At 48.1% G+C, this 25610-nt stretch carries 20 protein-coding genes and 1 tRNA gene; 12 read left to right on the top strand and 9 right to left on the bottom strand.

Translation table 11 applies throughout. From position 1 onward, the window contains the following. Positions 1 to 9 precede the first annotated feature (9 nt). Both D1627_RS02280 and D1627_RS02275 read right to left on the bottom strand, forming a co-directional pair. Entirely contained in the window at positions 10 to 1923 is a 1914-nt protein-coding gene (locus D1627_RS02280) for a M23 family metallopeptidase (protein WP_233555480.1), read from the bottom strand. Continuing rightward, positions 1910 to 2521, bottom strand: a complete 612-nt coding sequence (locus D1627_RS02275) for a fumarylacetoacetate hydrolase family protein (protein WP_119430581.1) — start codon at positions 2519 to 2521, stop codon at positions 1910 to 1912. Before D1627_RS02275 ends, D1627_RS02280 begins: the two co-directional genes overlap by 14 nt. 352 nt (positions 2522 to 2873) lie before the next feature. Here D1627_RS02275 and D1627_RS02270 point away from each other — a divergent pair, with 352 nt between their 5' ends. Then, on the top strand, positions 2874 to 3671 hold the full coding sequence (locus D1627_RS02270; protein ID WP_317125188.1) for a M48 family metallopeptidase: 798 nt from the start codon (positions 2874 to 2876) through the stop codon (positions 3669 to 3671). A gap of 16 nt (positions 3672 to 3687) precedes the next feature. Next, positions 3688 to 4308 (top strand): hypothetical protein, encoded by a 621-nt coding sequence (locus D1627_RS02265; RefSeq protein ID WP_119430580.1) that lies wholly within the window; start codon positions 3688 to 3690, stop codon positions 4306 to 4308. A 78-nt stretch (positions 4309 to 4386) separates the two neighbouring features. Here the strand turns inward: D1627_RS02265 and D1627_RS02260 are convergent, their stop codons facing one another. Together D1627_RS02260 and D1627_RS02255 are read right to left on the bottom strand one after the other, a co-directional pair. After that, positions 4387 to 5193, bottom strand: coding sequence for a 3'-5' exonuclease (locus tag D1627_RS02260; RefSeq protein WP_119430579.1), 807 nt, complete (start codon positions 5191 to 5193; stop codon positions 4387 to 4389). Between the two features lie 5 nt (positions 5194 to 5198). Next, on the bottom strand, positions 5199 to 6584 hold the full coding sequence (locus D1627_RS02255) for a UDP-N-acetylmuramate--L-alanine ligase (protein WP_119430578.1): 1386 nt from the start codon (positions 6582 to 6584) through the stop codon (positions 5199 to 5201). Positions 6585 to 6796: 212 nt separating this feature from the next. Here D1627_RS02255 and dnaB point away from each other — a divergent pair, with 212 nt between their 5' ends. The 5 genes from dnaB (at position 6797) to D1627_RS02230 (ending at position 14670) form a co-directional block, all read left to right on the top strand. Further along, positions 6797 to 8377: a replicative DNA helicase gene (gene dnaB, locus D1627_RS02250; protein ID WP_119430577.1), complete on the top strand. Its 1581-nt coding sequence runs from the start codon at positions 6797 to 6799 to the stop codon at positions 8375 to 8377. 474 nt (positions 8378 to 8851) lie between these two features. Beyond that, positions 8852 to 11554, top strand: a complete 2703-nt coding sequence (locus tag D1627_RS02245; protein WP_119430576.1) for a D-alanine--D-alanine ligase family protein — start codon at positions 8852 to 8854, stop codon at positions 11552 to 11554. Positions 11555 to 11657: 103 nt separating this feature from the next. Next, positions 11658 to 12434, top strand: a complete 777-nt coding sequence (locus D1627_RS02240) for a PASTA domain-containing protein (protein WP_119430575.1) — start codon at positions 11658 to 11660, stop codon at positions 12432 to 12434. A 125-nt stretch (positions 12435 to 12559) separates the two neighbouring features. After that, positions 12560 to 14368: a T9SS type A sorting domain-containing protein gene (locus tag D1627_RS02235; RefSeq protein ID WP_119430574.1), complete on the top strand. Its 1809-nt coding sequence runs from the start codon at positions 12560 to 12562 to the stop codon at positions 14366 to 14368. After that, entirely contained in the window at positions 14365 to 14670 is a 306-nt protein-coding gene (locus D1627_RS02230; RefSeq protein ID WP_119430573.1) for a rhodanese-like domain-containing protein, read from the top strand. Before D1627_RS02235 ends, D1627_RS02230 begins: the two co-directional genes overlap by 4 nt. 76 nt (positions 14671 to 14746) lie before the next feature. Here D1627_RS02230 and D1627_RS02225 read toward each other — a convergent pair whose 3' ends face one another. Both D1627_RS02225 and D1627_RS02220 read right to left on the bottom strand, forming a co-directional pair. Then, positions 14747 to 16033, bottom strand: a complete 1287-nt coding sequence (locus tag D1627_RS02225; RefSeq protein ID WP_119430572.1) for a site-2 protease family protein — start codon at positions 16031 to 16033, stop codon at positions 14747 to 14749. Further along, positions 16020 to 16652, bottom strand: a complete 633-nt coding sequence (locus D1627_RS02220) for an HAD family hydrolase (protein WP_119431083.1) — start codon at positions 16650 to 16652, stop codon at positions 16020 to 16022. Before D1627_RS02220 ends, D1627_RS02225 begins: the two co-directional genes overlap by 14 nt. Before the next feature lie 95 nt (positions 16653 to 16747). On the opposite strand from D1627_RS02220, the gene D1627_RS02215 reads away from it, so the two are divergent. Then, a tRNA-Ile gene (locus D1627_RS02215) sits at positions 16748 to 16821 on the top strand. 153 nt (positions 16822 to 16974) lie between these two features. Here D1627_RS02215 and D1627_RS02210 read toward each other — a convergent pair. Further along, the gene (locus tag D1627_RS02210; protein WP_119430571.1) at positions 16975 to 17319 is read right to left on the bottom strand and encodes a DUF7793 family protein; all 345 of its coding nucleotides are present in this window, start codon (positions 17317 to 17319) and stop codon (positions 16975 to 16977) included. A gap of 123 nt (positions 17320 to 17442) precedes the next feature. On the opposite strand from D1627_RS02210, the gene D1627_RS02205 reads away from it, so the two are divergent. The 3 genes from D1627_RS02205 (at position 17443) to D1627_RS02195 (ending at position 22330) form a co-directional block, all read left to right on the top strand. Beyond that, on the top strand, positions 17443 to 19884 hold the full coding sequence (locus D1627_RS02205) for a bifunctional aminotransferase class I/II-fold pyridoxal phosphate-dependent enzyme/GNAT family N-acetyltransferase (protein ID WP_119430570.1): 2442 nt from the start codon (positions 17443 to 17445) through the stop codon (positions 19882 to 19884). A 36-nt stretch (positions 19885 to 19920) separates the two neighbouring features. Continuing rightward, the gene (locus D1627_RS02200; RefSeq protein ID WP_119430569.1) at positions 19921 to 21612 is read left to right on the top strand and encodes a PAS domain-containing hybrid sensor histidine kinase/response regulator; all 1692 of its coding nucleotides are present in this window, start codon (positions 19921 to 19923) and stop codon (positions 21610 to 21612) included. Positions 21613 to 21823: 211 nt separating this feature from the next. Then, positions 21824 to 22330 (top strand): cupin domain-containing protein, encoded by a 507-nt coding sequence (locus tag D1627_RS02195; protein ID WP_119430568.1) that lies wholly within the window; start codon positions 21824 to 21826, stop codon positions 22328 to 22330. 69 nt (positions 22331 to 22399) lie between these two features. Here the strand turns inward: D1627_RS02195 and D1627_RS02190 are convergent, their stop codons facing one another. After that, positions 22400 to 23437, bottom strand: coding sequence for an SDR family oxidoreductase (locus D1627_RS02190; RefSeq protein ID WP_119430567.1), 1038 nt, complete (start codon positions 23435 to 23437; stop codon positions 22400 to 22402). Positions 23438 to 23583: 146 nt separating this feature from the next. On the opposite strand from D1627_RS02190, the gene D1627_RS02185 reads away from it, so the two are divergent. After that, the gene (locus tag D1627_RS02185) at positions 23584 to 24063 is read left to right on the top strand and encodes a vitamin K epoxide reductase family protein (RefSeq protein ID WP_119430566.1); all 480 of its coding nucleotides are present in this window, start codon (positions 23584 to 23586) and stop codon (positions 24061 to 24063) included. Between the two features lie 110 nt (positions 24064 to 24173). Here D1627_RS02185 and D1627_RS02180 read toward each other — a convergent pair whose 3' ends face one another. Next, a complete protein-coding gene (locus D1627_RS02180; RefSeq protein ID WP_119430565.1) occupies positions 24174 to 25487 on the bottom strand; it encodes a toxin-antitoxin system YwqK family antitoxin in 1314 nt (437 codons plus the stop codon). Positions 25488 to 25610: the final 123 nt, after the last annotated feature.

Genomic DNA, 25610 nt, shown 5'->3' with positions numbered 1-25610 from the left:
CGGCAGCTGTTAAATCCGCGAAGTATAGGTTGCCTCGTTGCCGGCATTGTCCTTTACCTTGAGGATAACCTCTCCGGAAAGTGGAGTGCTGTTGTCCAATTTCTCAGACCAGATAGTGGCAGTCTTGTGTTCATACTTCATCAGTATCCACTTGCCGTCTACCCAAGCGTTGAATGAATTGATACCCGAGAGATCGTCTGAAATCTTAAAGCTGATGCCGTTCCTGTTTTTGCTCACCAACCGGATGTATGGCTCTTTGGAATCTTCCATCACCTTAAACTTACCCATGTTTTTGGTAGTGAAAGTAATGGAGTTGCCTTCCCATTTGCCACCTGTGTAACCACGGCCACGCCCGGTACCTAAAAAGTATACGGCAGCTTTGCTCTTGTCCTTAACTTGGGTTGGCGGAGTGATGGTAACTTTAATGGCCTTGTGCAACGGGGTGAAATAATCCCCGATGGTATACACATCGCCGTCCAGCCTGGTTTGCAAGTAGAGGGTATCGTAAAGGGTTTCTTTGTCGAAAAGCACTTTCATGTTGCGGTTCGTGAACAGGAAATCCTTAGCCGGCGGCACCATTTGCTGCAGGTTAAAATCTGTGCTCAAGCCACAAAAGCGCATGGAGTCAGGGAGGCCGGCGCGAAGGTCGTAGAGGCTCACCGAGGTAGAGTTCTTCATGTAGCTTGGTACCAGCATCAGTGCCTGCTTGCCCACGTATAGCTCAATGTTCTGCGGCGTGGAGCTGGTATCAGTTGCGCTTATTTTCAGCACATTCCCCACGATCTCGTAATCAATGGCCGGTTTTTTTACAGCAGCCACGGTTTTGGTAAAGGTTGGTCGCTGCCCTTTTATGATAAAGGTCAGGGTAGAGGTATTGTTGTACGAGTCGCGGGCCACCAACTGGATTTTGTATACCGAGTCTGACTGAACTACGATACGGCCATCGCGCTCGCGCGCCTTGTATAGCGGCAGGTCGTTGCCATAGTCCACGAAGGCTTTCTGGAACGTGCGCCCGCGCATTTTATACTGGTTATAGTTAATATGCTGTGATACCTGGCGTGATAGTTCAAAAGGAACCTTGTCGATGTAATGGTTGTAGAGTTGCTCCCCATTCACTAACAAAGTTACCTCCTGTGTGCCGTTCTTGTTGGCAGCGCCATCCAGCCTGTCAATCGTCTGCAGCTCCAAACCAATCAGGCCGTTGGCATAAATGGTGTCCGAGATGCTATAGTTGGTGCCAACCTGCTTGGTGCGGTACTCCTCGCGGCTAAACTCGTTGTTTACGCGCGCATGTATGTTCAGCGGCGAAATGCCCAGACTGTAAATATCCGGTGGCGTGGTATCTATTACCTCTTTAAACTTATACTTGAGCGGGTTGTACAAACGGTCTTCCTTATCCCTGATCTCGAAGTGCAGGTGCGGCCCCCCGGACCCGCCCGTGTTACCGGATAAACCAATCACATCGCCGCGCTTTACCGGAAACTGGCCTGGCTCCGGGAATAGTTCCAGGTCAAAAACCTGTTTCTCGTACTGCTTTTGCAGCATGAAATCGGCCAGCGGCTTGTAATACTCCTGCAAGTGAGCATAGGTGGTCACCAAGCCGTTTGGGTGCGTAATGTACACAATGTTACCATACCCGTAGCTGGATTGCTTCACACGTGAAACATAGCCGTCGGCGGCGGCATGCACAGGCAGGCCAGTGCGCTGCTCGGTCTTAATATCCAGGCCGCCATGAAAGTGGTTCGAGCGGATCTCGCCCATCGTACCCGACAGGTAATTGCGCTCTCCGGGCTTAATCGGGAACAAAAAGTAATTGGCGTCAGCCGTTGCCGAAGGGTTTGCGGCAGGTGCCTGGGCTTGTGCGCCCCAGGCACTGGTAATGGCAAGTATGGCCGTGGCCAGTAAATTTTTATTTAACTTCAAAATCGAGGAGTTTCTTATCTTCAACATATCCTTCCAGTCTGTCTCCTATTTTAACAGGGCCTACGCCCTCGGGTGTTCCTGTGTAAATAATGTCCCCTTTCTTCAGGGTTATAAATTTAGAGATGTAAGCAATGATGTCGTCAAAATCGTTCAGCATCATGCCGGAGTTGCCTTTTTGCTTCGTCTCGCCGTTCACGTCTAGCCTGAAGCTTATGTTTTTCAGGTCAGGGAAATCGGTGAGCGGCAGAAACTCCGAAACCGGGGCTGAGCCGTTAAAGCCTTTGGCCAGTGTCCAGGGCAGCCCTTTGGCTTTGGCCTTGGCCTGAAGGTCGCGGGCGGTAAAATCTATGCCCAGACCGATGGCATCATAGTATTTGTGCGCAAACTTCTTCTCGATGTTCTTGCCCTCGCGGCCAATGCGTAAAATCAGTTCCACCTCATGGTGCACATCCTGGGTATATTCCGGGTAATAAAACGGCTCGTTATGGCGGAGCACGGCCGTGTCAGGCTTAAAGAAAATGACGGGCTCGTCTGGCACCTCGTTTTTCAGTTCGGCAATGTGCTCGGCATAATTACGCCCGATAGCAAGTATTTTCATGGAATGCGTATTTTCAGTTCTATTTTCAAAAATAGGATTTATAACGTAGCGCCACATTAAAAGTGGCCAAAATTTATAGTTACGTATGGTAATTTATAGTTTACTGCCGTCCCTTGTAACACTAAAACGGTGCAATTAGTATAGCGCTGACAGCTTATAACATTTTTAATAGCCGGAAACGTATAATTGAGCATGCTTTGCTGCTTTTATTAGCCTCTGATTATGAGATATTAACAAATGATAGGCTGATTTAAGTATAGAAGTATAGTAATTAATTGATGTATTTGCATTTGGTTTTCAAAAATTGGTTCAAATTTTGATTCAATATTTTTGATGCCACTAAAATTTTAGAATGATGTATAAAAAAACTTTCGCTTTTCTGTTGGCTATAGTTATGCTGATAGGATGTACAACGGTGCCGATTACAGGCCGCCGCCAACTAAACCTGGTATCTGATGCAGAGATGCAGGCCCTGAGCTACGATGCCTATGATCAGTTCCTGAAGGAAAACAAGCTCTCTCGGGATGCACAAGCCACAGCTATGGTAAAGCGTGTGGGCCAGCGCATACAGAACGCTGTAGAGCGCTATATGGCCGCCAATGGGTTGCAAAACGAATTGGCAGGCTTTGAATGGGAATTTAACTTGGTTCAGGACGATCAGGTTAATGCTTTTGCCATGGCTGGTGGCAAAACGGTGGTTTACACAGGCTTGCTCCCTGTAGCCCAAAACGAAACAGGCCTTGCCGTAGTAATGGGCCACGAGATAGCCCACGCCATTGCCAAACATGGTAACGAGCGCATGAGCCAGCAACTGGCCCAGCAATTTGGCGGACAAACTTTATCGGCATTGGCCGGAACACAGCCGGGTGCCGCCCAAAATTTAGCGCTTGCTGTGTATGGTGTTGGCTCTCAGCTTGGTTTGCTGAAGTATGGTCGTACGCAAGAGTCTGAAGCTGACCGCTTAGGCTTGATTTTTATGGCCATGGCTGGCTATAATCCAGAAGAAGCAGTACCTTTCTGGCAACGAATGGAAGCCAATGGCGGTCAGGCTCCACCTGAATTCCTTTCAACGCACCCAAGTGCAGGAACCAGGCAAGCTGACTTAAGAAAGCACATGCCAGAAGCGCTACAGTATTATAAAGCTAGATAACAACTTGATTACCCGCATGCATAAAACCGGAAATGGTAGCTCTCAAAACGCTACCCTTAGACCCGTATACTTTTTATACTTCCTCCTCTTTGTTTCAATTATCGGCGCTTCTTGTTCGGGCCGGGAGTTTATACAGGAGGAAGGCAATGAGGCTGTTGAAGGCCCGGAAGCTCCGCCGCCTTACGATGGACGCTTGCTGGCACAAGTTGTGTTTGATACCGTGGATTACATGGTTTCCACTGACCAGCTAATGCAGCCTTTTATCCAGGAGTTTGGAGATGGTACCGTGGTTGACAAAGTGATGATCCGTAAAGTGCAGGAAACGCAAGAGGATGAGCCTGCCTACTACTTGGTAGGGATAGGTATGCAAAACGGAGATTTTAGAAGTATGGCTTTAGAGTTGGATATTGCTGCCGATAACAGCCTTTACCTGAGTAGCAATGGCGCCAAGCATATTTGTATGTCATCGGCGGGTTGCGGGTTCTGTTACTTCACGTTCTCCGGCAACCGCATTACGGGCTGCGAATGCTCGTCAAGGGCGCCAGGCAACAACTGCGTGCACAAATTCTCAGAAAATAACAGCCTGTTAAAAAACGTGCCCGTGCTTCGTTCCACAAGAGGTTCAGGCAGAAAATAAATCATACTTATACAAACAAGAAAGGGTGAGTTACATTATGTAGCTCACCCTTTCTTGTTTGTATAAGTATGATTTGCCTTATGACATTTGCATGTTGCGCAGCCTGATGCGGGTTAAGATCTTCTTTGTGTAAAGCGGAAACTCACTTTTCATCATCCAGTCGTAGTAGCTTGGCTCTTTTTTCAGCACGTCCTCTACAGGTACATTCTTATACTTTCCGAAGTTAAAAACCTCCTGGCCAGAGTTGTTGTAAACGATGCGGCCCGAAAGGTCAGCGGTTTTCTGGAAGGTGAACTTATGCAGCGCGCCCATATCGTTTTGCACCGGGTATTCTGTGGTGCCTTCTGCAGTTTCGTAAGGCGTTTGCTCGTAATGATCTAGCTGCGCCATCAGGATATGGTAAGAGGCAATGGTGTCTGCCTCGGCACTGTGGGCGTTTTCCAGCGTTTTGTTGCAGTAGAATTTGTATGCCGCAGAAAGCGTGCGCTTCTCCATCTGGTGGAAAATACGGCAGGCATCCACAATATGCCGGTTCTCTATGTCGAAATCCACATCGCAGCGCAGAAACTCCTCGGCTAGCAACGGAATATCGAAGCGTAGCAGGTTATAGCCTGCTAGGTCGCAGCCTTCCAGAAACTTCTCCAGGTCGCGGGCTACTTGCTTAAATGTAGGGCAGTCGACCACATCCTCGTCGTAGATCTGATGGATCAGGCTCGACTCCAGCGGAATCGGTATCGTTGGGTTGATGCGGCGCGTTTTCAGGACTTCCTCCCCGTTAGGCATTACCTTCAGGGCGCTAAGTTCCACAATGCGGTCCTTGCCGATGTCGGTGCCTGTGGTTTCGAGGTCAAAGAATACGATGGGGCGTTTCAGGTTCAGTTTCATGTATGCTAGGCTTTCAGAACCGCCTGTGTCAGCGCCTCCAGGTTTATGTTATTATAGGTTCCTGAGCTCATCAGAAGCAGGTTGGCATGTTGCCAGTCGCGCTCCAGCAGGTGCTTTTCCAGGGCCTCGGAGTCGGTGAATACTTTCAGGTTCGGGTTGCCGAAGGCGGTTTTCAACTCGTCCTCCGTCAGCATTTCCATGCGCTTGTGGGCAATGGTTTTCGGGCTGAAGTATACGATCGGCTCATCGGCCAGATCCAGGGCGCCGGCGTATTGCGGGATAAAGCTTTTGTTTAGGCTGCTAAAAGTATGCAGCTCCAGCACGGCCACCAAGTCACGCTCTGGGAACTGTTTTTTCACGGCCTCGGTGGTTGCTTTAACTTTAGAGGGCGCATGCGCAAAGTCGCGGTAGATGTTTGCAGTAGCCGCCTCGCCGAGTTTCTGCAAGCGCTTAGCAGCGCCTTTAAAGGTTTTCAGGGCCTCGTAAAAATCGTGGGCTTTCACCCCGATTTTCTTGCAGACCTCCTTGGCTGCGTTGATGTTACGCAGGTTGTGCTCTCCGAAAAGCTGCACTTCCACATCGCCTTCCTTCTTGGTATGAAGTATGGTTTTGCCATTTTGAATGCTGTGCTCGTGCACGCCGTAGCCAATGTATGAAATATCGGCCGGATTGCGCGGCACGCTTACCAGCTGCACCTGCTCATCGTCCTGGTTGTAGATCAGGGTGCCGGCCTTCGGTGTCATTTCTGCGAAAATACGGAACTGCTCGCGGTACATCTCGGGGTTCGGAAATACGTTGATATGGTCCCAACTAATGCCGCTGATCACGCCAATGTGGTGGTGGTACAAGTGAAACTTCGGCACACGCTTTATCGGGTCCGAAAGGTACTCATCACCCTCAATAATGATCACCGGGGCATCGTCGGTAAGCTTTACCATGCGGTCAAAGCCTTCCAGTTGTGCACCCACGGCATAATCGAACTTGCGGCCAAGGTGCTTGAGCACGTGCATGATGATGGAGGTGATGGACGTTTTGCCATGACTTCCGCCGATTACAACGCGCTGCTTGTCGCGGCTCTGCTCGTAGATAAACTCCGGGAACGAGTAAATCGGGAGGTTCAGATCCTGGGCGCGCAGCAACTCGGGGTTGTCGGCGCGAGCGTGCATGCCAAGTATAACGGCATCTGGCCTGGTGTCAAGCTTCTCCGGGAACCAGCCTTCCTGCTCCGGCAGTATGCCGGCAGCGGCCAGTCGGCTTTTGGCCGGTTCGTATATTTCATCGTCAGAGCCAGTCACTTTCAGGCCTTTGTCGTGCAGGGCCAGTGCCAGGTTGTGCATGATGCTACCGCCCATGGCGATCAGATGTATGTGCTGAAAATCCTTCTTCTCCATATGCAACACTGTATGTTCTCAAACAGACAAAGTTATAAGTACTTAGTTAATATAAAATAGCTATAGGTTAATATGTTGATACTTTGTGGATATGTGTATATTGATGTTGATAACTTGTGTGTAGAACAACTGTGGGGTGTTGAAACCGCGGTTAACAATTTTTACGCATATTTTTCGGGCACGGCATACTTAAGGGTTTATCTTTGTAGCTTATGGAGGAGATGAAAATGAATGTGCGGCCTGCGGGCAACCGGAACGGATGGCAGAAAAAAGCCCCCGTGGTTTCGGAGTTGGGTAAAAAACCGCCGCAGGCACTAGATTTGGAGGAGGCCGTGCTAGGCGCTCTGATGCTGGAGAAAGATGCCCTTACCAACGTAATCGATATTCTGCGCCCGCAGAGTTTTTACAAAGAGTCGCATCAGCGCATCTTCAAAGCCATACTTGCTCTGTTCGATAAGTCTGAGCCGATAGACATACTTACCGTAACGCAGGAGTTGCGCGAGCATGGCGAGCTGGAGCTTGCCGGTGGCGCATACTACGTAACCCAGCTTACCACACGCGTAAACTCGGCCGCCAACATTGAGTACCACGCCCGTATCATCACGGAGAACTCCATCAAGCGCGACCTGATCTCTATTTCATCGGAGGTGCTGGCAAACGCCTTCGAGGACACCACTGACGTGTTTGAGCTGCTCGATAAAACGGAAGCCAAGCTGTACGAGGTGTCGGAATCCAACATTCGCAAAAACTTCGACGACATGCGCTCGCTCATGCACCAAGCCATTAAGGAACTGGAGGAGAAGCGCAAGCAGTCGGATGGCCTTACCGGGGTGCCAAGCGGCCTCACGGCCCTGGACCGCGTAACCTCAGGCTGGCAAAAGTCTGACCTGGTTATACTTGCGGCACGCCCTGCGATGGGTAAAACGGCCTTCGTGCTTTCGTGCATGCGCAATGCCGCTGTTGATTTCAAGAAAGGTGTCGCTATCTTCTCCCTGGAGATGTCCTCGCTGCAGCTGGTGAATCGTCTGATTTCATCGGAGGCAGAGCTGGAGTCTGAGAAGATCAAAAAAGGAAGCCTGGAAGAGTATGAGTGGGCGCAGCTCAACCATAAAATCTCTAAGCTAACCGAGGCGCCAATCTATATCGATGACACGCCGGGCCTTTCTATTCGTGAGCTTCGTACCAAGTGCCGCCGTTTAAAGGCCCAGTTCGATATTCAGATGATCATTATCGACTACCTGCAGCTGATGAGCGGAAACGCAGACGGCAAGGGAGGCGGTAACCGTGAACAGGAGATTGCCTCCATCTCGCGGGCCCTGAAAATGCTTGCCAAAGAGCTTAACGTGCCGGTTATTGCGCTTTCGCAGCTAAGCCGCGCCGTAGAAACTCGTGGCGGCGATAAGCGCCCGATGTTGTCAGACCTTCGTGAATCGGGCTCTATTGAGCAGGACGCCGATATGGTGCTCTTCCTATACCGCCCGGAATATTATGGCATCACTGAGGATGAGATGGGTAACCCGACTGCCGGAGTAGGCGAGGTGATTATTGCCAAGCACCGTAACGGTTCTTTGGAGAACGTGCAGTTGAAATTTATAGGAAAGTATACTAAGTTTACAAACCTGGATGATGACTTCGGGGGCGGCGATGGCCTTGGGGGATTTAACGCCTTGCCTAACAGCACCTTCGATGCAGATTCGCCGGGGTCTATCCGTTTGGGTAGCCGCATGAACGACGGAAGCAACGGAGGCGGAGGTTTCCCGACTTCTAACTTTGATGAAGAGCCGCCGTTTTAAACAGAATTGAAAATCAAAAGATAAAAGACAATAGACCTATGCCATGTGCGTTTACCCTGCACAAACACCGCATAAGGTTTAAAAGTCTGAACGTATAGCCAAAGGAGAGATTAGCCGTTGAGCCAAAAGCCAGCGGCTTTTCTTGTTTTAGAGGGTTTGCCGTTCTATAAAAGTATAGCTACGCAAACGCCTGCTTACGCTGCAGTATGCCTTTTAAGAATTGGAGTATAATTTTTCAATAACAGACAAGCTACGGCAGTCGCATTAGTGCAACACACGGCTCGGTATAAAATCTGTTTATGCTGCCGGAAGTATGAAACCAAGTGGGCCAGCACAGAATGGAATAGAAGCAGACTGGTTATTGTTGCATGGTTAAAGAGACAAGTCTGGGCTTCTGTTTCTTTTATAAAGTATAGTTTCTTAAATTTTGGCCTTCTAACTAATTTAGGAGCTCCAATTGTTACCTTTGCACGAATGAAAGTAGGTATAATCTTCGGTGGGCCGTCGCGCGAGCGTGAGATCTCGTTTGCGGGTGGTCGTACAGTTTACGATAATTTAGATAAATCTCTTTTTGAAGCCGTTCCGGTATTTGTAGATAGCCTGGGCAATTTTATCCTGCTCGACTGGCAGTTTATCTACAAAGGCACCATACGCGACTTTTACCCACCCGTAGAGGCGCTGCCCGAAAGCGAGCATAGCCTTCAGATTTACTTAGAGTCCTTGGGCGAGTTGAGCATTGCCGAACAGGACGAGATAATTGCAAAGGCCGGTAAGCGCCTGCAGCCGAACGAGTTTAAGCAGCATTTTGATTTTGCCTTTCTGGCGCTACACGGCCCGTATGGCGAAGACGGTAGCATACAGGGCTTGTTGGAGTGGTACCACATCCCATACTCTGGCTCAGGCATACTTCCATCGGCTATCGGTATTGACAAGGCTGCGCAAAAGGAAATGCTGAAGCAGCACGGTTTTGCCACCCCTGATTACCGAACCATACAATATACCGCCTGGAGAGAGAAGCAGAACCGCAAGCAGATTTTTGAGGGACTGATTAATGACTTGGGACTGCCGCTGGTACTTAAGGCGCCGCACCAGGGTTCATCTATCGGGGTTTCCATCATCAAGGAAAATGATTTTGAGGCCTTTGAAGTAGGCGTTGACCGTAGCTTCTTCACCAAAACCATCTATAAGAGCCAGTGGTTAGCCATGGGCGAGGAGAAGCAACTCGTAAGCATTAAGCAGCTGGTAGATATCCGTGAGGGGATTGGCATGCCGGTTGTGCTTGAGGATGGCCAGATCATTTATCACCCAGAGGAGCTTTACAACTACATTAACCATACGTTTAGCAGCACCGCTACCGATAGCCTGACGCTGACAAACGTGGAACATGAGCAGCAGGTGCTTGTGGAAGCATTTATACAAGGCCGCGAGTTTTCCTGCATTGTGGTGCAGGATGAGCAGGGCCAGCCGATAGCGTTGCCGCCAACCGAGATCGTGAAAGGCAGCGAGGTATTCGATTACCGCTCGAAGTACCTTCCGGGCTTGAGCCGCAAAATCACACCGATCAACCTGCCAACCGAGCAGATACAGCAGATACGCCAGGATACGTGCAGGCTGTTCACAGCTTTTGGGTTCAACGTGTATGCCCGCCTGGATGGCTTTATTACCGAAAGCGGGGAGATTTTCCTGAACGACCCGAACACAACGTCGGGCATGTTGCCTTCGTCTTTCTTCTTCCATCAGGCTGCAGAGATCGGCCTGAACCCATCGCAGTTCCTGACCTACATCATCCGGACTTCCGTTGCGGAGCGCCTGAAAACCGGTAAGGATACCGTAAAACTAACGCGCTTGCTGCAGCAGCTGGATAAAAGTATAAAAGACGAGCAAGCCCACCGCCAGGAGAAGATTCGGGTAGGCGTGATTATGGGTGGCTATTCATCGGAGCGACATATTTCGGTAGAGAGTGGGCGCAATATTTACGAGAAGCTTTCGTCTTCGGTAAAGTATGAGCCGCTGCCAATCTTCCTGACTGGCAGCAATGAGTCGCATCGTCTGTACTCGATTCCGATCAACATCATGCTGAAAGATAACGCCGACGACATTAAGGAGAAGGTTTTATACTTTGAGCAGGGCGGAAAGCCGCACCCGGTACTGGCGCAGATCACCGAGGAGGCCTCAGGCATCACCAAGAAATATACAGGCCGCACCCTGCAGGAGCCACAGCGCATTACCTACGAGCAACTGAAAAACCTGGTAGATGCCGTGTTTATAGCCCTGCACGGAAGGCCAGGTGAGGACGGTGCGCTGCAGCAGGAGCTGGAAAAACTGCACATTCCATACAATGGTTCAGGCATCCGCTCATCGCGGATCACCATTAACAAGTATGAAACCAACGAGCTACTGGCCAAGCATGGCGTGCCTGTAGCCAAGCACATGATGGCCATGAAAGAGGATTGGCTGCAAGACAAGGAGGCCTTCTTTACAGGTATAGAGCAAGAGTTTCCATACCCGTTCATAGCCAAACCTGCCGACGATGGCTGTAGCTCTGCCGTAAAGAAGATTAAGACTAGGCAAGAGCTTGAAGCCTTTGCTACGTTGATTTTCAGGGAGATGGAAGAGCTTGACACGGACTGCGCACGCACCTTGTCGCTGGGCTTTAAGGAGGAGTTCCCGAACAAAGCGGGTTTTTTGGTGGAAACGCTAATCAGTAGGAACAGCGCGAAGCACTTCCTGGAGATTACAGGCGGCTTACTGACCAAGTATAGCCCGGACGGTACTGTTAATTACGAAGTGTTCGAGGCATCGGAGGCATTGGCCGAAGGCGAGGTGCTAAGCCTGGAGGAGAAGTTTTTGGCAGGCGAGGGCCAGAACATCACGCCAGCCCGTTACGCCACCGACCCGCAGCGCCGCCAGAAAATATCGGATCAGGTGAAGGAAGACCTGAAGCATGTAGCCCAGATTTTGAACATCGAAGGCTATGCCCGTATCGATGCCTTTGTGCGCGTGCTGGAAAACGATGAGGTAGAGACGATCATTATCGAGGTGAACTCTTTGCCAGGCATGACGCCTGCCACCTGCATCTTCCACCAAACGGCCATTAACGGATACAAACCATACGATTTCATTGATCGCATTCTGCAATACGGCATGGAGCGCACCCGATTGAAAGCGGAAATATAGAAGTTATAAAGTTATAAAGTTAACATGTTAGAAAGTTGAGTTTCAATTGCGATTACAGCAACTTTCTGACAATTTAACGATCAACCCTCAGCAATTTAATTGCATGTTTAAAGCGAATTCATTTTTAGATGTTGTAAAGCATCTGCTGATCATGGGTGCTATTGTGGCAGCCCTGGTCTTAGGCTTCTTTTATTACTATCTGCCTGCTACAACTAACCACGGCGAAACGATTTCGGTACCTAAAATTACCGGTATGCAGCTGCAGGATGCCGAAGAGTTACTGGACGAGCAGAGCCTGCGTTATTTCATTAACGACTCTACCTATAAGCCAGACCAGAAACCTTTCGAGATTCTAACGCAGGATCCGGCGCCAGGTGCCAAGGTAAAGGAAGACCGGAAAATTTACATCTCGGTGAACATGAAAAACCCACCGATGATCAAAATGCCAAAACTGATAGACGGCTCTGTGAAGAACGCGGAGCTTATCCTGAAAAGCTATGACCTGCGCAAAGGTAAGATCACTTATGTGCCCGACTTGCAGCAAAACGCGGTTTTAAAGCAGTTTATAAACGGAAAAGAAGTGAAGCCGGGTGATATGGTACCGAAAGGATCTCTGGTTGACCTGCATGTGGGGGATGGCCTGGGCAACACCGAGTTTGAGATGCCAAGCGTGATCGGTATGCCAGTGGACGAAGCATCGGTGCTACTAGTGGGGCAAGGTCTGCAGATCGGCAATATCATTTACGTGCAGGGCAGCGACGAACCCGACGGAACCGTATTAAAACAACGGCCATTTGCCGAGGTAGGCGCAAAAATTCGCGTAGGCGAGTTGGTGGACCTCTGGGTTGCCGGGCAGGAGCCCGTGCAGGGCATCGAGTAATCAGTAAGAAATTTTAAAATGCGCCTGCCAGAAATGGCGGGCGTTTTCGTTCTAAAGAAAGTGTAGTTACCATAGGTTATACTTTGCGGAATAACCCGTAACTTTTGTAGCTAATTTAGCCTGATATGAGAAAACAGCTTGCGTTTATACTTTTTATACTTTGCAGCGCGGTAGGGGCGAAGGCGCAGGCCGTTTTGCAACCTTTGCAAGAAGAAACACGCCAGCCACAGCCAATAAATGGGGCGTTGCGAAAAGCTGCCGCACTGGCTTTGCCTTTTTTTGATGACTTTTCTGGGTCCAATAACCTAGACCTAACACGTTGGAATAGGTCCGGTGTTTTCGTAAATAACCGGTATGCCTTGGAGCCGATCACGATAAACGTGGCAAGCTTCGATGGGTTGAACGCACAGGGACAGCCATACTTGCCAAACTCCGTAACCGCCGGCGCTTCTGATACGCTTACTTCCACGGATATCCTTTTGGGCAGCCTTGCACCAGCAGATTCGGTTTACCTAAGCTTTTACTGGCAGTCGGGTGGGCTGGGCGATGTGCCCGACCTAACTGAGAATAACTTGCGCTATCTGGTATTAGAATTTAAAGATAATACTGATACATGGCGCGAAGTATGGCGGCAGCCGGCAACAGGCGAGGTCACTGATTTTAAGCAGGTGTTTGTTGGCGTAAAAGAGGCGCGATACTTCCATAGCGGCTTCAGGTTCAGGTTCCGGAATGTGGGGCTGCGCAATGGCTTAGCCGATGTCTGGAACCTGGACTATGTGGAACTTGACAAAAACCGCCGGAAAGGGCAGAACACCACCCGCGACATTGCCATTAGCCAAAGCGTAAGCAAGCTGTTGAAAAACTATACCGCCATGCCTGCCAGGCAGTTTTTGCAAAACCCAGAATCCGAGCTGGCTGATGAAGTAAGTGCTACCATAAATAACTTAGGCAATTTTCCGGGGGCCATAAGCTGGCGCGGGTACATACGGAGGTATGAAGAAGCGGAAGCTGATACGTTTTTAAGCAATCAAGCCCTTGTGCCGGGTTTGGCGCGGCAATATGCTGTAGCGGGTGTGCCCCGCGTAAACGGGATTAATTTGCCAAACAACGGATCATTCAGCCTTCTGCATGGCATTTTACTCAACACGAAAGAGCAAGACCCAAGGCAGCGGGCCAATGACAGCACATCACGCATCACCACCTTCTCAGATTATTACGCCTACGACGATGGCACAGCCGAAGCCGGTTTCAGCTTTGTAGGCACTGGAAACACGCAGGTGGCCCAACGCTACGACATAAACCAACCAGACCAGCTAAGGGCTTTCAGGGTATACTTTCCGCGCGTGGGCAGAGATATTTCAGGCACGGCCATCACCTTCAGGGTTTGGGCTAACGATGACGGTGTACCCGGGGAGACCTTGCATCAGCAGAGCTTCCAGATACAATACAGCAATTCACTCAATGCATTTTACGAAGTTGATTTAACTAAGCTAGTGCCCGTTGAAGGCAGCTTTTTCATCGGCTGGACACAGACCGGATCGCAGTACATCAACATAGGCTTTGATAGAAATGAACGCGCTACGGGCCGCAGGTTTACTTATACCGCTTCTGGCGGCTGGGCCGAGGAAACACGCTTTGAAGGCGCCATTATGATGCGGCCCGTACTTGTAGGTGAAGCGCTGGGCCTGGAGGATGATTTGTTCGCAGCGGCCATGCGTGTATTCCCAAACCCAAGCACCGGAGAAGTAAATTTAAGCGAGCCTTACGAAGAAGTAGTGATCCATGACATACTTGGCAGAGAAGTGTATCAGCAAGCGTATCAGGGAAGCCTGAGGCCCTTGCAGCTAGGCCATCTGCCACCCGGGCTTTACACTTTGCGTATTAAGAATAGAAAAGCGATAATTACTAAAAAACTTATACTCACTAAACCATGATTGCATCCGCAGACATAACAGCCGAAGAGCTGAAAGACAGATTAAACAAAGGCGAAACCCCTGTTATTATAGATGTACGCGAAGATTGGGAATATCAGGAAACATCCATCCCTGGGGCCCAGAACATCCCTCTAGGGGCCCTGCCACAGCGTGTAGAAGACTTAGAGGAACTGAAAGACCAAGAAGTGATTGTGCAGTGCCGCTCGGGTGCACGCTCGGCTTCAGCAAAAGCATTTTTACAACAACAAGGCTTCTCAAATGTTAGAAACCTGCTAGGCGGGATCTTGGCCTACAACGGCTAAGCTGTAACATCTCAAAACGTGAAGAGGGAACAGTTTTTATAGCTGTTCCCTCTTCACGTTTTAAAGGCATGTATAATTACTCTATAATGAACGGCGTGGGTGTAAAGCAAAGTATAAACACGATAAAAGCGAGAATGCCAAGTACTTTGCGAAAGGGAGTAAGTGGGCGCTCGTCGGGGCAGGAGGGGTGAAATATGCCCATTACCCTGGATAGCAGTAAGCCAAACACCAGCCAGCCGCTATAACCATCTGCGCCAGGGAAGAGCGCTGAGACTCCGACCTGTGCAGCCAGCACAGCACTAGCCAGGTACAAATTATACTTTAAGGTTGGCGCAGCAGGCTGCAGCACAAAAACAAGGTATAGCAGGTAAAAAGGCCAGAGCCAGAAGTATGCTTCCAGTTCCGGGAAGAAGGCAGCCAGGCTATACTGAAGCAGGAGCATAGCTGCTGTGGCTCCTAAAGCAAAATTCCTGTTTTCGGAAAGTTTGAGGTAGGCCCAATAAGCAAACGGGGCAAACACCACCAACAGCTCTTCGGACCACACGGGGTCGCTATGTGGCGAGATCACGCCCAAACCAGCATAAAGTATAAAGAACGCGAAAAAGATAGGAGAGAGCCTGTTAAAGCGCTCATAACCGATAAGCCCGTAAAGCACATGCCCGCCATCAAGCTGGCCTATCGGAAGCAGATTTAAGGCAGTGAAAAACAAGGCCAGATAGCCCGCAAACACAAATGGGTAATGGATTACCTCGTAGCTATTGGGCACCAGTGTAGAATCTGCCACATACTCTTCGAAAAACATGAAGAGCAGATTCTTGCCAAGCGAAAAACTCCCAAAGCCATCCTGATACACGTACTGTGCATAGTCAAGCCCATAGCGCTTATACTCCGGGTGGATACTGAAAACATAGTCTGGCTGCGGCAAATGCGTGAAAGCATAAATCAATAACGGTATTGCCACCACAAAGCCTGCCAGCGGCCCGGCCACTCCAATATCAAAAAACTGCCTTCTCGAGAAAATCCGCTCTTTGATGCGGATAAATGCCCCCATGGTACCGATAGAAGAAGTTATGCCCAACCACAGCGGAATATAGTATGGTAGTGTTACGGCAGTGCGGTAGTAGCGCGCCGTAAAATAGTGCCCGAACTCATGCACCGTAAGCACACCCAGAAACGGCAATGAAAAGTATAAACCGGCCGCAAACTCACCCCAGGAAATCGTGCCGGTCCAGTCCACCCCATCCGGGCCCAGAAAGAACAGCTTGCCGAAGCGCCACTCCGCCCCGGCAATTGTTGTGGTGATTAAGGTAATGCAGAACAACAGCAGGTGTAAGCCATACTGCTGCCGTTTAGACTGCAACATCAGCAAAGAACTTGTTAATGGTAAGTGGCGCCTGCAAATGCAATGTATGCAGGCCTAGTTTATCGGCACTATGGATGTGCTGCACACTGTCATCGATAAATAGCGTCTCGCTTTTTTGAAGGCCGTTCTCAGCTATAATTTGCTCGAAGATTGCCGTATCCGGCTTGCGTTTGCCTACCAGGTGCGAGTAATAACTCCGCTCAAACAGAGAATCGAGGCTCGGGATGGTAAAGCTGTGCGCCACAATCTCATTGAACCGCTTTAAATGGATGGCATTGGTATTGCTGAGCAGGAAAATGCGATACTTTTTGCCAAGCTCCAGCAGCAGGTCGATGCGCTCCTTTGGTATATCCAGCAGCATGGCGTTCCAGGCCAGGTCTATCTGTTCATCAGTCGCGTCAATGCTATATACTTGGCGCAGGCTGTCCCGGAACTCCTGGCTGGAGCTAGCGCCGGTTTCATAAAGGTCGAATAAGTGTGACTGCTCTTTCTGGCTAAACTCAATGTTGCAGTTGTCCTTGCATAGTTTCTGCAGCTCCCGAATGCTCTTGTCATAGTCGATGTTGATGATGACGCCACCCAGGTCGAAGATGATATTTTTGATTTGCGCTAAATCCACTGAAAAAAATATTTGAGTTATATTTGATATATTGAATGCAAATATGTAAAATTGCACTCCCAATTCAAAGGAAGCACATTCTTAAAAAAGGGAACGGGCCTATAGCTCAGTTGGTTAGAGCACCTGACTCATAATCAGGTGGTCCCTGGTTCGAGCCCAGGTGGGCCCACAGTCAATAAAAAAGCACTTCTGATTGAATCGGAAGTGCTTTTTTTGTTTTGAGAACTTTTCTAAGCGACCAGCAATAGTACTGATTGCCTTATGGCAACTATTCTAGCAAGTAGTAATAGTAATTATCACAACAGCCAAAAATTTAAAACCCTTAACCCTTAAACTGCTCCAGCCATTCCAGAGCGCTAGCCTTATCAGTGAACATACGGGTTGGGTTCCGCGGTTTGTTGACCATAATGTAGAAATTGGCCATCATCTTAAAAGCCATAGAATTCACAAGTATGGCATTGGCTGTAATCCCCTCGTTGCCCTGCACTGCCAGATAATCACGGGCCTCCTTTGTGGAGTTTTTTAGCATAATCACGTCCACCAGGCAAGGGTAGGATTTATACTCTGTAAACTCTAGCCTTTCTTTAACACAGGTTACTGCCATGTCCAGGTCCATGGTTTCTATTTCCTTGTAATAAAAATGGAGAATACCGTCTTGTAGAAACATTTTAACATAGGATGTCTCTAAAGATTTTGTAGAATTATTTTTTTCTAGATTTCTCATCAAAGGGAATAAATACTTTACTTATCTTGTTCCACCTCATCGGAATAGCAATTATACCAAAAATAAGTGGCAAAAATTAGACACAACAATATTTTAGATACGGTTGATTCTGTACTTTCTGTATCTAAAAAGAAAGGAATTATTCACCTGCATGCTGAAGATCAGCAATTAACAGGAAAGTCACTTACACTAAACGGACAAGAAGTCCTGCATTTTGGTACTTGTGGTTATTTGGGCCTGGAGCATCACCCAGCAGTTAAAAGAGGCGCCATTAATGCCATAGAGCGTTATGGCACACAATTTCCAATGTCCAGAACCTATATATCCAACCCATTATACCGGGAGTTAGAGGCAATGGTTGAGGAAATGTACCAGGCTCACGTTGTAATATCCAAGAACTGCACCTTATCGCATTTAACAACCATTCCCAGCATTATCCGGCAGTCTGACCTGGTCATACTGGACCACCAGGCGCATGCCAGTATCCAGGAAGCGGTGAAAAAAATGCTGAGCCAGGGTGTAACCGTGGAGATGATCCGGCACAACAACCTGGAGATGCTGGAAGACCGCATTAAGAAGCTTAGAAACAAGCATGACCGCATCTGGTATATGGCCGATGGCGTGTACTCGATGTATGGTGATTACGCACCAATTAAAGAGATGATTGCACTTGCTGAGAAGTATGAGCAGCTATACTTGTACGTGGATGATGCGCATGGCATGAGCTGGGCCGGGAAACATGGCACAGGCTATGTAATGAGCCAGATGGAGGATGGGTTATACCACAAAATGATATTAACTGCCAACCTTGGCAAGGGCTTTGGCGCCTGCGGAGGGCTGTCGCTGTTTCCGAACGAGGAATGGTACCACAAAGTAAACAACTTTGGCGGCCCGCTTACTTTCTCGGTACAGATTGAGCCCGCAACTTTAGGTGCGGCCATTGCCTCGGCTAAGATTCACCTCAGCGACGAGATTTACACATACCAGCAAGAACTGCAACAGAAGATTAGCTGTTTTAACGAGCTGCTCGCAAACACTGCCTTACCGCTGGTGCACCAAAATAACAGCCCGATCTTCTTTGTTGGAACCGGTACCATGGAAATGGGAAATCACTTGGTTCAGGAACTTCTCCGCGATGGCATCTATGTAAACCTGGCTACCTTCCCGGCTGTACCGGCAAAAAATATCGGGATCCGGATAACCATATCAAGGAACAACTCTTTTGAGGAAATTGCTATGATGGTACGGAAACTGGAGCACAATTTTAACAATGCGCTACTGGAAACGAATCAGACGCACGAAAAAATACGTAAAGCATTTAAGATGAAGCCTCTAGATGCCGGTGTTTCAGCTAATGCAGCGGCAGCCCAGGAGAAATCGCTGGCTATCGAGGTCTATACTACCATTGAGTCCATCACGAAAACAAACTGGAACAAGTACCTTGGCCACCGGGCAATGTTCGATTGGGAAGGTATGAAGTTTCTGGAGGCGTCTTTCAGCAACAACCCCGACATAGAAAACAACTGGGACTTTAGGTACTATGTGGTAACAGACCACCAAGGCCGTACAGTCCTGATGACCTTTACCGTGACAGCGCTACACAAAGAAGATATGTTTGCGCAGGCATCGGTTTCCAAAGCTATCGAAAAAGAGCGCGAACTTAATCCATATTACCTTACTTCAAAAGGCATGATTATGGGCAGCCTTTTTACCGAAGGCAACCATATGTACCTAGACAGGGAAAGCAGCAACTGGCAGGAAGCCATAAGGCTTTTGCTTGCAGAGATGTTTAGGGAACAGGAAAGAGAGCAGGTCTGCAACATTTTGCTGCGCGATTTTGATGCAGATGATACCGAAATGAATGATTTTATGGTGAATCAGGGTTTTGTAAAAATCGATTTGCCGGAGTCTTGCGTGATTGAAAACTTGACGCAGCAAACTGAAATAGAGTATGTAAAAGGGCTTTCTCAAAAAAACAGACGTCATTTTGTACAAAAAATTAAGCGTTACAGACAGTGTTATAATGTTGTAACAAAAAGTAAATTATCCCGGGAAGAGCTTGATTTTGCGATAAAGCTTTTTAGAAACGTAAAGAATAATAACTTTGCGATAAATTCGTTTCATTTCCCTGAAAAGCTGTTTCAGAACATAAATGACAGCGAGGCGTGGGAATTTATTGTTTTGTACATAAAAGAGGAGTATTCTATAAATAAAAACCCTGTGGCTGTCTGCTTTTGTCATATTAATGCAGATAAAGTATACAGCCCGATGCTCATTGGGATGGATTACGAGTACCTGATGGCGTATGGCGTATACAGGCAGACATTGTTTGAGGTTATAAACAGAGCAAACGCGTTAGGCTGCCAAAAAATTAACTTCGGAATCTCGGCTACGATTGAGAAAAAAAGAATAGGAGCCGTGCCTTACCCTAAAGTAGGCTACTATCAGGCTAAGGACAACTTTGCGATGGAAATGATGGAAGCTACCATTGCAGTTGAAAGAGAATGACGGCTTAGCCGTTTAAATGAGTTGAAACAATAGTACGTGAAGGTTCTCAAGGAAAGAATAGAAGAGATTATTACACTGATAGCCGAAGTTGCCAATGGCAATTTCGACTACCAACTTGATATATCTGAAACAGGCGATGAACTAGATGCAATCATAGCTGGTATAAGTATGCTTGGGCAGGAGCTTAAAAACTCTACAGTATCCAGGGACTTTATGCAAAGCATTTACCAAGGCGTGGTAGATATGCTAGTGGTTCTTAACACAGACTGTACTATACGGAATGTGAACGAGGCCTTTGTAGAGATAACAGGATACCGCGAGCAGGAACTGATTGGCAAACCAGTGATGGAACTGTTCAAGCTCAGAGATAACCCGGGCCTGCAGGCTATGTTTTCCAAGTTTAAGCTCCAAGGCAAGTGCCTCAACCTGGAGTTGCTGCTGGGTGCCGCAGATGGCCGTAAGATTCCTACATCCTGCTCTTTGTCTTATCTTAAGAACAACCAGCAGGAAACAGACGGGATTTTGATCGTTGCCAAGGACATTACAGAGCAGAAACGCAAAGAAACAGAACTGCACGATGCAAAGGTAAAAGCGGAAGCGGCCAACGAGGCTAAAACCAATTTTCTGTCCAGCATGAGCCACGAGATACGGACCCCCCTTAACGGGATTATGGGGTTTACAGGGCTACTGTTAGACACGAAAATGACGCCCACGCAGGCACAGTACGTTAACCTAATCAGGACTTCTGGCTCTACCTTAACTAAACTACTAAACGATATCCTAGACCTGCACCGCATAGAGCAGGATAAAATTGCCATTGAGGCTATTCCTTTTGACCTGCGCGAAAACATAGCCTCGCACCTGGAGCCTTATAAGTACTTAGCCGAAAGTAAGCATATAGCTTTTAGCTACACGTTTGACCAGGCAGTGCCACGCGTTGTTGTTTCGGACCCAACCCGCATTAATCAGGTGCTGATCAATCTGATTAGCAATGCCATTAAATTTACTGAAGCCGGAAGTATACATGTGCATTGCGATCTTGTATCTTTAGATGAGGCACAGGGCAAAGCGGAGATCAAGTTTTCTGTGCATGATACAGGGATCGGTATTCCAATGGAAAAGCAAGAGATTATCTTTGATTCTTTCACGCAGTCCGATCAATCTATGTCGCGCAAGTATGGCGGCTTTGGTTTGGGGTTAGCCATCAGTAAAAAGCTAGTAAATCTAATGCATGGGGCCATGGGTATTACAAGCCCTGTGGTTGGCCAGGTAACCGGATCAACGTTTTGGTTCAGTGTCAAACTTAAATATTTAGGCGTCGAAACAATGGATGTAGAAGAGGAAGACTTCGAGGAAAACTTTACGCTTCCTGAGAACAAACAGATACTTGTGGTGGATGATAACCCGATCAATATTATCCTGATGCAGGATGTGCTTGAGAACATGGGAGCAATTGTAACCACAGCTGAAAATGGTGAAGAGGCCCTCAAGATTGCGCTGTCTCAGCCATTCGATCTGATATTTATGGACATACAGATGCCTGGCATGGATGGCCTGGAGGTGGCTACGCGGCTTCGGGGTGCAAATGTAACCAGCCCTATCATCGCTTTTTCTGCTAATGCCTTTAAAGATGATATAGCAAAAAGTATAGGAGCGGGCATGAACGACCACTTGTGCAAGCCATTCACTACCCGTGATTTGGTTGTGCTACTAAAAAAGTGGGCTTAAAATCGTAAACTGTATCTTCGGGTGCAGTTGCTTTAAAGGTTCTACCATCATAATCATGAAAAATGCGATTCTGTATTCGGGGTCGCATTTTTCATGATTAAGCTCTTTTTTTAGAACCAAATTTTTAATGTACACTTCCTCGAATAATTACGTATGCCTATATTTCAAGATAGAACTAATAAGGTAGTACCGCTATACTTTACAGAAACAAATGGTGCAGCAAGAAGAAACTAAATCAAGGCTTTTTAGTGAACTGGAGCAAGAGCTTCAGGAAAAAGGCTTTATAATTGATAAGCAAGATCAAAGCAGGCCTTGGGGCGGATTTTTTGTGATTGACGAGAGCCAAGCCCAACGCTTTGCAGATACATACTTTAAAGGCATTTCTATAGATGACCTGAAAATTTCAGGCAAACTTAGCCCTAAGATTCTGGTAGTAGCCCCGGAAAAGAGGCTATCGTGGCAGTATCACCACCGACGTGCCGAAATATGGCAGGTAGTGAAAGGAACTGTTGGCGTGGTAACCAGCGCTACCGATGAGGAGCAGGAGCGTAAAACCCTGTACCCTGGCGATCAAATTAAGCTGCAGCAAGGAGAGCGCCACAGGCTGGTTGGGCTGGATAGCTGGGGTATCTTGGCCGAAATCTGGCAACATACAGATGCCAGCAATCCATCAAACGAAGAAGATATTGTGCGCGTGCAAGACGACTTTGGACGTTAATGCATTCTATAACAAACAAAAAGGCAGCCAACGTTTACTTTGGCTGCCTTTTCTTGTATAAGTGGCTAGTTAATCCTCCTGGCCGTTTTGCTTGCGCTTAGAGGCGAGCATACTTCCCAATAATAAACCACCAATGGCCAAAGCACCTGCCAGCACCTGCTCGCGGTGCATACTTACCCAGGATTGAGGGCTAGAGTATGTGGCTTCGTCATCGAAGGTGCCGTGTGCCCCATGGTCTCCCGGAATTGGCTCCCAAAGGTTATTTTTGCGGTTAGGATCTTCGGGCTTGTCTGTCTGCTGACCTTCGAAGCCAGTTTTAGCCAGTACATAATCTGCAAACCAAGGAGCAATCTTGTTTCCAATAATCGCTTGTAAGGTAGGATAACCAACTCGGTACTCACGGCGCTCATGTTCGGCAGCATAGGCAATAACCTCCGCGGCAACCTCAGGCTGGTAAATTTTACCCATAGGGCGTGGTTTGTTTGGTAAGCGGGTTTTCACGAAGCCAAATTGCGTGGTGTTCATGGCTGGCAACTGCACCATGGTTACTTTTACGTTGCTCTTATCGTGCATCAGCTCGGTGCGTAGCGAATCGTAAAAGCCCTGAATAGCATGTTTAGCTCCGCAGTAGGCCGATTGCAGCGGAATGCCTCTATAAGCCAGCGCTGAACCAACCAATACTATAGAGCCTTTGTCTTTAGGCAACATGCGCTTTAGCGCGGAAAGCGTGCCGTACACTTGGCCCAGATAGGTAACTTCGGTAACACGTTTATACTCGTCAGGCTTCATTTCCTTAACCGGGCTAAAAACGCTATTCATCGCATTGTTTACCCATACATCTATCTCGCCTAACGCTTGCTCTATTGTTACAGCGGCTTGTTCAATGGCTTCGGCATCGGCTACATCAACTTGTACGTAAACTGCTTTTCTGCCGAGCTCTTCCACCTCACGCTTTGCACCTTCCAGACCATCTTTCCCACGGGCAAGTAAACCTATGTCGTAACCCTTTTTTGCAAACTCGCGGGCGCAGGCTCGTCCTAAACCTGCGGAGGCTCCTGTAATTACTGCCACCCCTTTGTAGGCGTGCTGCTTGTTTTCTTCTGCCATATTATATGAGTTTTATTTCATGTTAGTTATTGAACTAGGTACGCCGCCTAATACCTCATAGTTGTAAGCATAGGAACAGCGGTGGCAGTAGGCCTGCTTAACTCCTATAGTATGGTTGCGTACAAGCTACTCTATACACATAAGCTATGAAACAAGAAAAATCCTTGATAGACGAAGTACGAGAAAACTCCAGCGAAGCAGCATCCTGCCGCCGCGATATTGCCACACTAGCGACCTTAGGCCTTGTAGATTTTGGGTTGATCTCGCTGTTCCAGTTAGGTGCCATTCGGCAACTGCCTGACTTGCCAGGCAAGCTCTTCGATACGGAGAAAGTGAACTCCTCTAAGGATGCAGTTATACTAGGCCTGCCCGACGGTGTGGTTAGCCTTGGAGCGTATACTGCTACCATTGGGCTGGCCACTGCCGCAACCAGGTTTAGGAAGCAATCGCGCGTGTTAGATGTGGCACTGGCAGGTGTGCTGCTTGGGCAGGCAGTAGGTGCTGCGCAGTATCTGATGAACATGACGGCAGTGCAAAAGAAAGTCTGTATCTACTGTGTGGCAGGTGCAGCCATAAATTTTGCGGCGCTAAAGCCTTTGCGCAGACTACTCAAGCGAAGAGATTAATCAAAATATAACAATTAAGAAAGGCTCGCCTCAACCAGAGTGAATCCAGTTAAGGCGAGCCTTTCTTAATTAAATCCAAGATTTATACTTAGGCCTTTAACGACAAGCGCTTACTTCTCCTCAATCACCTGCCCGTTTCTGTAAATCCTCGTTTTGATAACTTTGCCATCTGGGCTGTAATACTTCCAGGTGCCTGTTTCGCGGTTGTTTCGGAACTGGCCAAGTACCTCTGTTTTGCCATCTTCAAAATAGCCTTTGAAAGGCCCAAAGCGCAACCCGTCTTTGTGTCCTGTTTCTGACTTCACCTTTCCGGACGGGTAATAGGTATAGCTCTGTCCTAAAATTTTATCTTTCTCGTACATGCGCTTTTCATGCACTTGCCCGTTTGCGTGGTAGGTAAGCTGCTCGCCCTCTCGGATTCCTGCCTTATAATTATCGACCTTCTTTACTGTTTTTTCAGGTGTATCGAAGTATACTTTCCAGGTGCCGTGTGGTTTTTTGTCTTTCAGGATTTCCTCCTCCTGCAGGTTGCCAGAAGGGTAGTAGCGCAAGGTTTTGCTGTCGGCACCACTGTTGCTGACGTTAATTTCCTCTTTTAGTATACCGTTCTCGTAAAAGATCTGTGCCGTGCCGTTAATCTCTCCGTTACGGTAATTTATCAGGCTGCGGGTTTTGCCGTTCTCAAAGTATGATTTTGCCAAGCCATGCATTTTGCCCGCCGAAAAACTACCTTCAGTACTTAGCTTACCGTTTCTGAAGTAGCTCTTGAAGCTGCCCTGTTTCTGGCCCGCTACGTTTTGCACCTCGGTTTGCACCTGGCCGTTTTCAAAGTATGTCTTGTAGGAGCCTTCCATCATGCCGTTATTGTAAACAGCATCAGTTTCCAGGTTGCCGTTGGCATAATAGGTTTTGGCTGGTCCATTCTGCTTCTGGTTTTTGTAAGTGATCTCTGATTTGAGTTTGCCCGAGGGGTAATACTCTCGCACAATGCCCTCCGGAAAACCATTTACAAACTCAGTCTCTTTTAAAAGCGAGCCGTCGGCATTGTAGGTTTTGAAAAGCTTGCTTTGCTGGTCATTTTCATAGTAGCCTTCCTGTAAAACTTTGCCATCTGGGCGGTATACCTTAAATGGACCTTGCTTTACATCTTGGGCGTAGCTTAACTGCAGTTTAGGCTGGCCGCTTGGGTAAAACTCTGTGTAAACGCTGTCTTTTTTGCCGGCCACAAACTTCACGAAGGCCTCACGCTCGCCGGTAGCATAGTATCGCGTGTAATTCCCGACAATCTGCGAGTCAGGGTAAATGGTGTAAAGCTCTTTCAGCACTGTATGGGCATCGTCGTGGTAGGTCCTGACTTCCTGCTGGGCCATTGCCATACCCCGCGACAGACACAGCGCAAATACTAATACGAGCAGTTTATGCATAGTTTATTTATAAATTATACTTTATCAGAATCAGGGTTACTCTAAATGCTAGTGGGTAAACAGGATTTATACTTCAATCATTCCAACCAACTAGGTACAACTTAGATTGCTGCTGGCAACTAT

The organism is Pontibacter oryzae, from assembly GCF_003576375.1.
GTDB lineage: Bacteria > Bacteroidota > Bacteroidia > Cytophagales > Hymenobacteraceae > Pontibacter > Pontibacter oryzae.
Note: the sequence above shows the minus strand (reverse complement) of the source record. Positions and strands in the feature narration are given on the sequence as shown.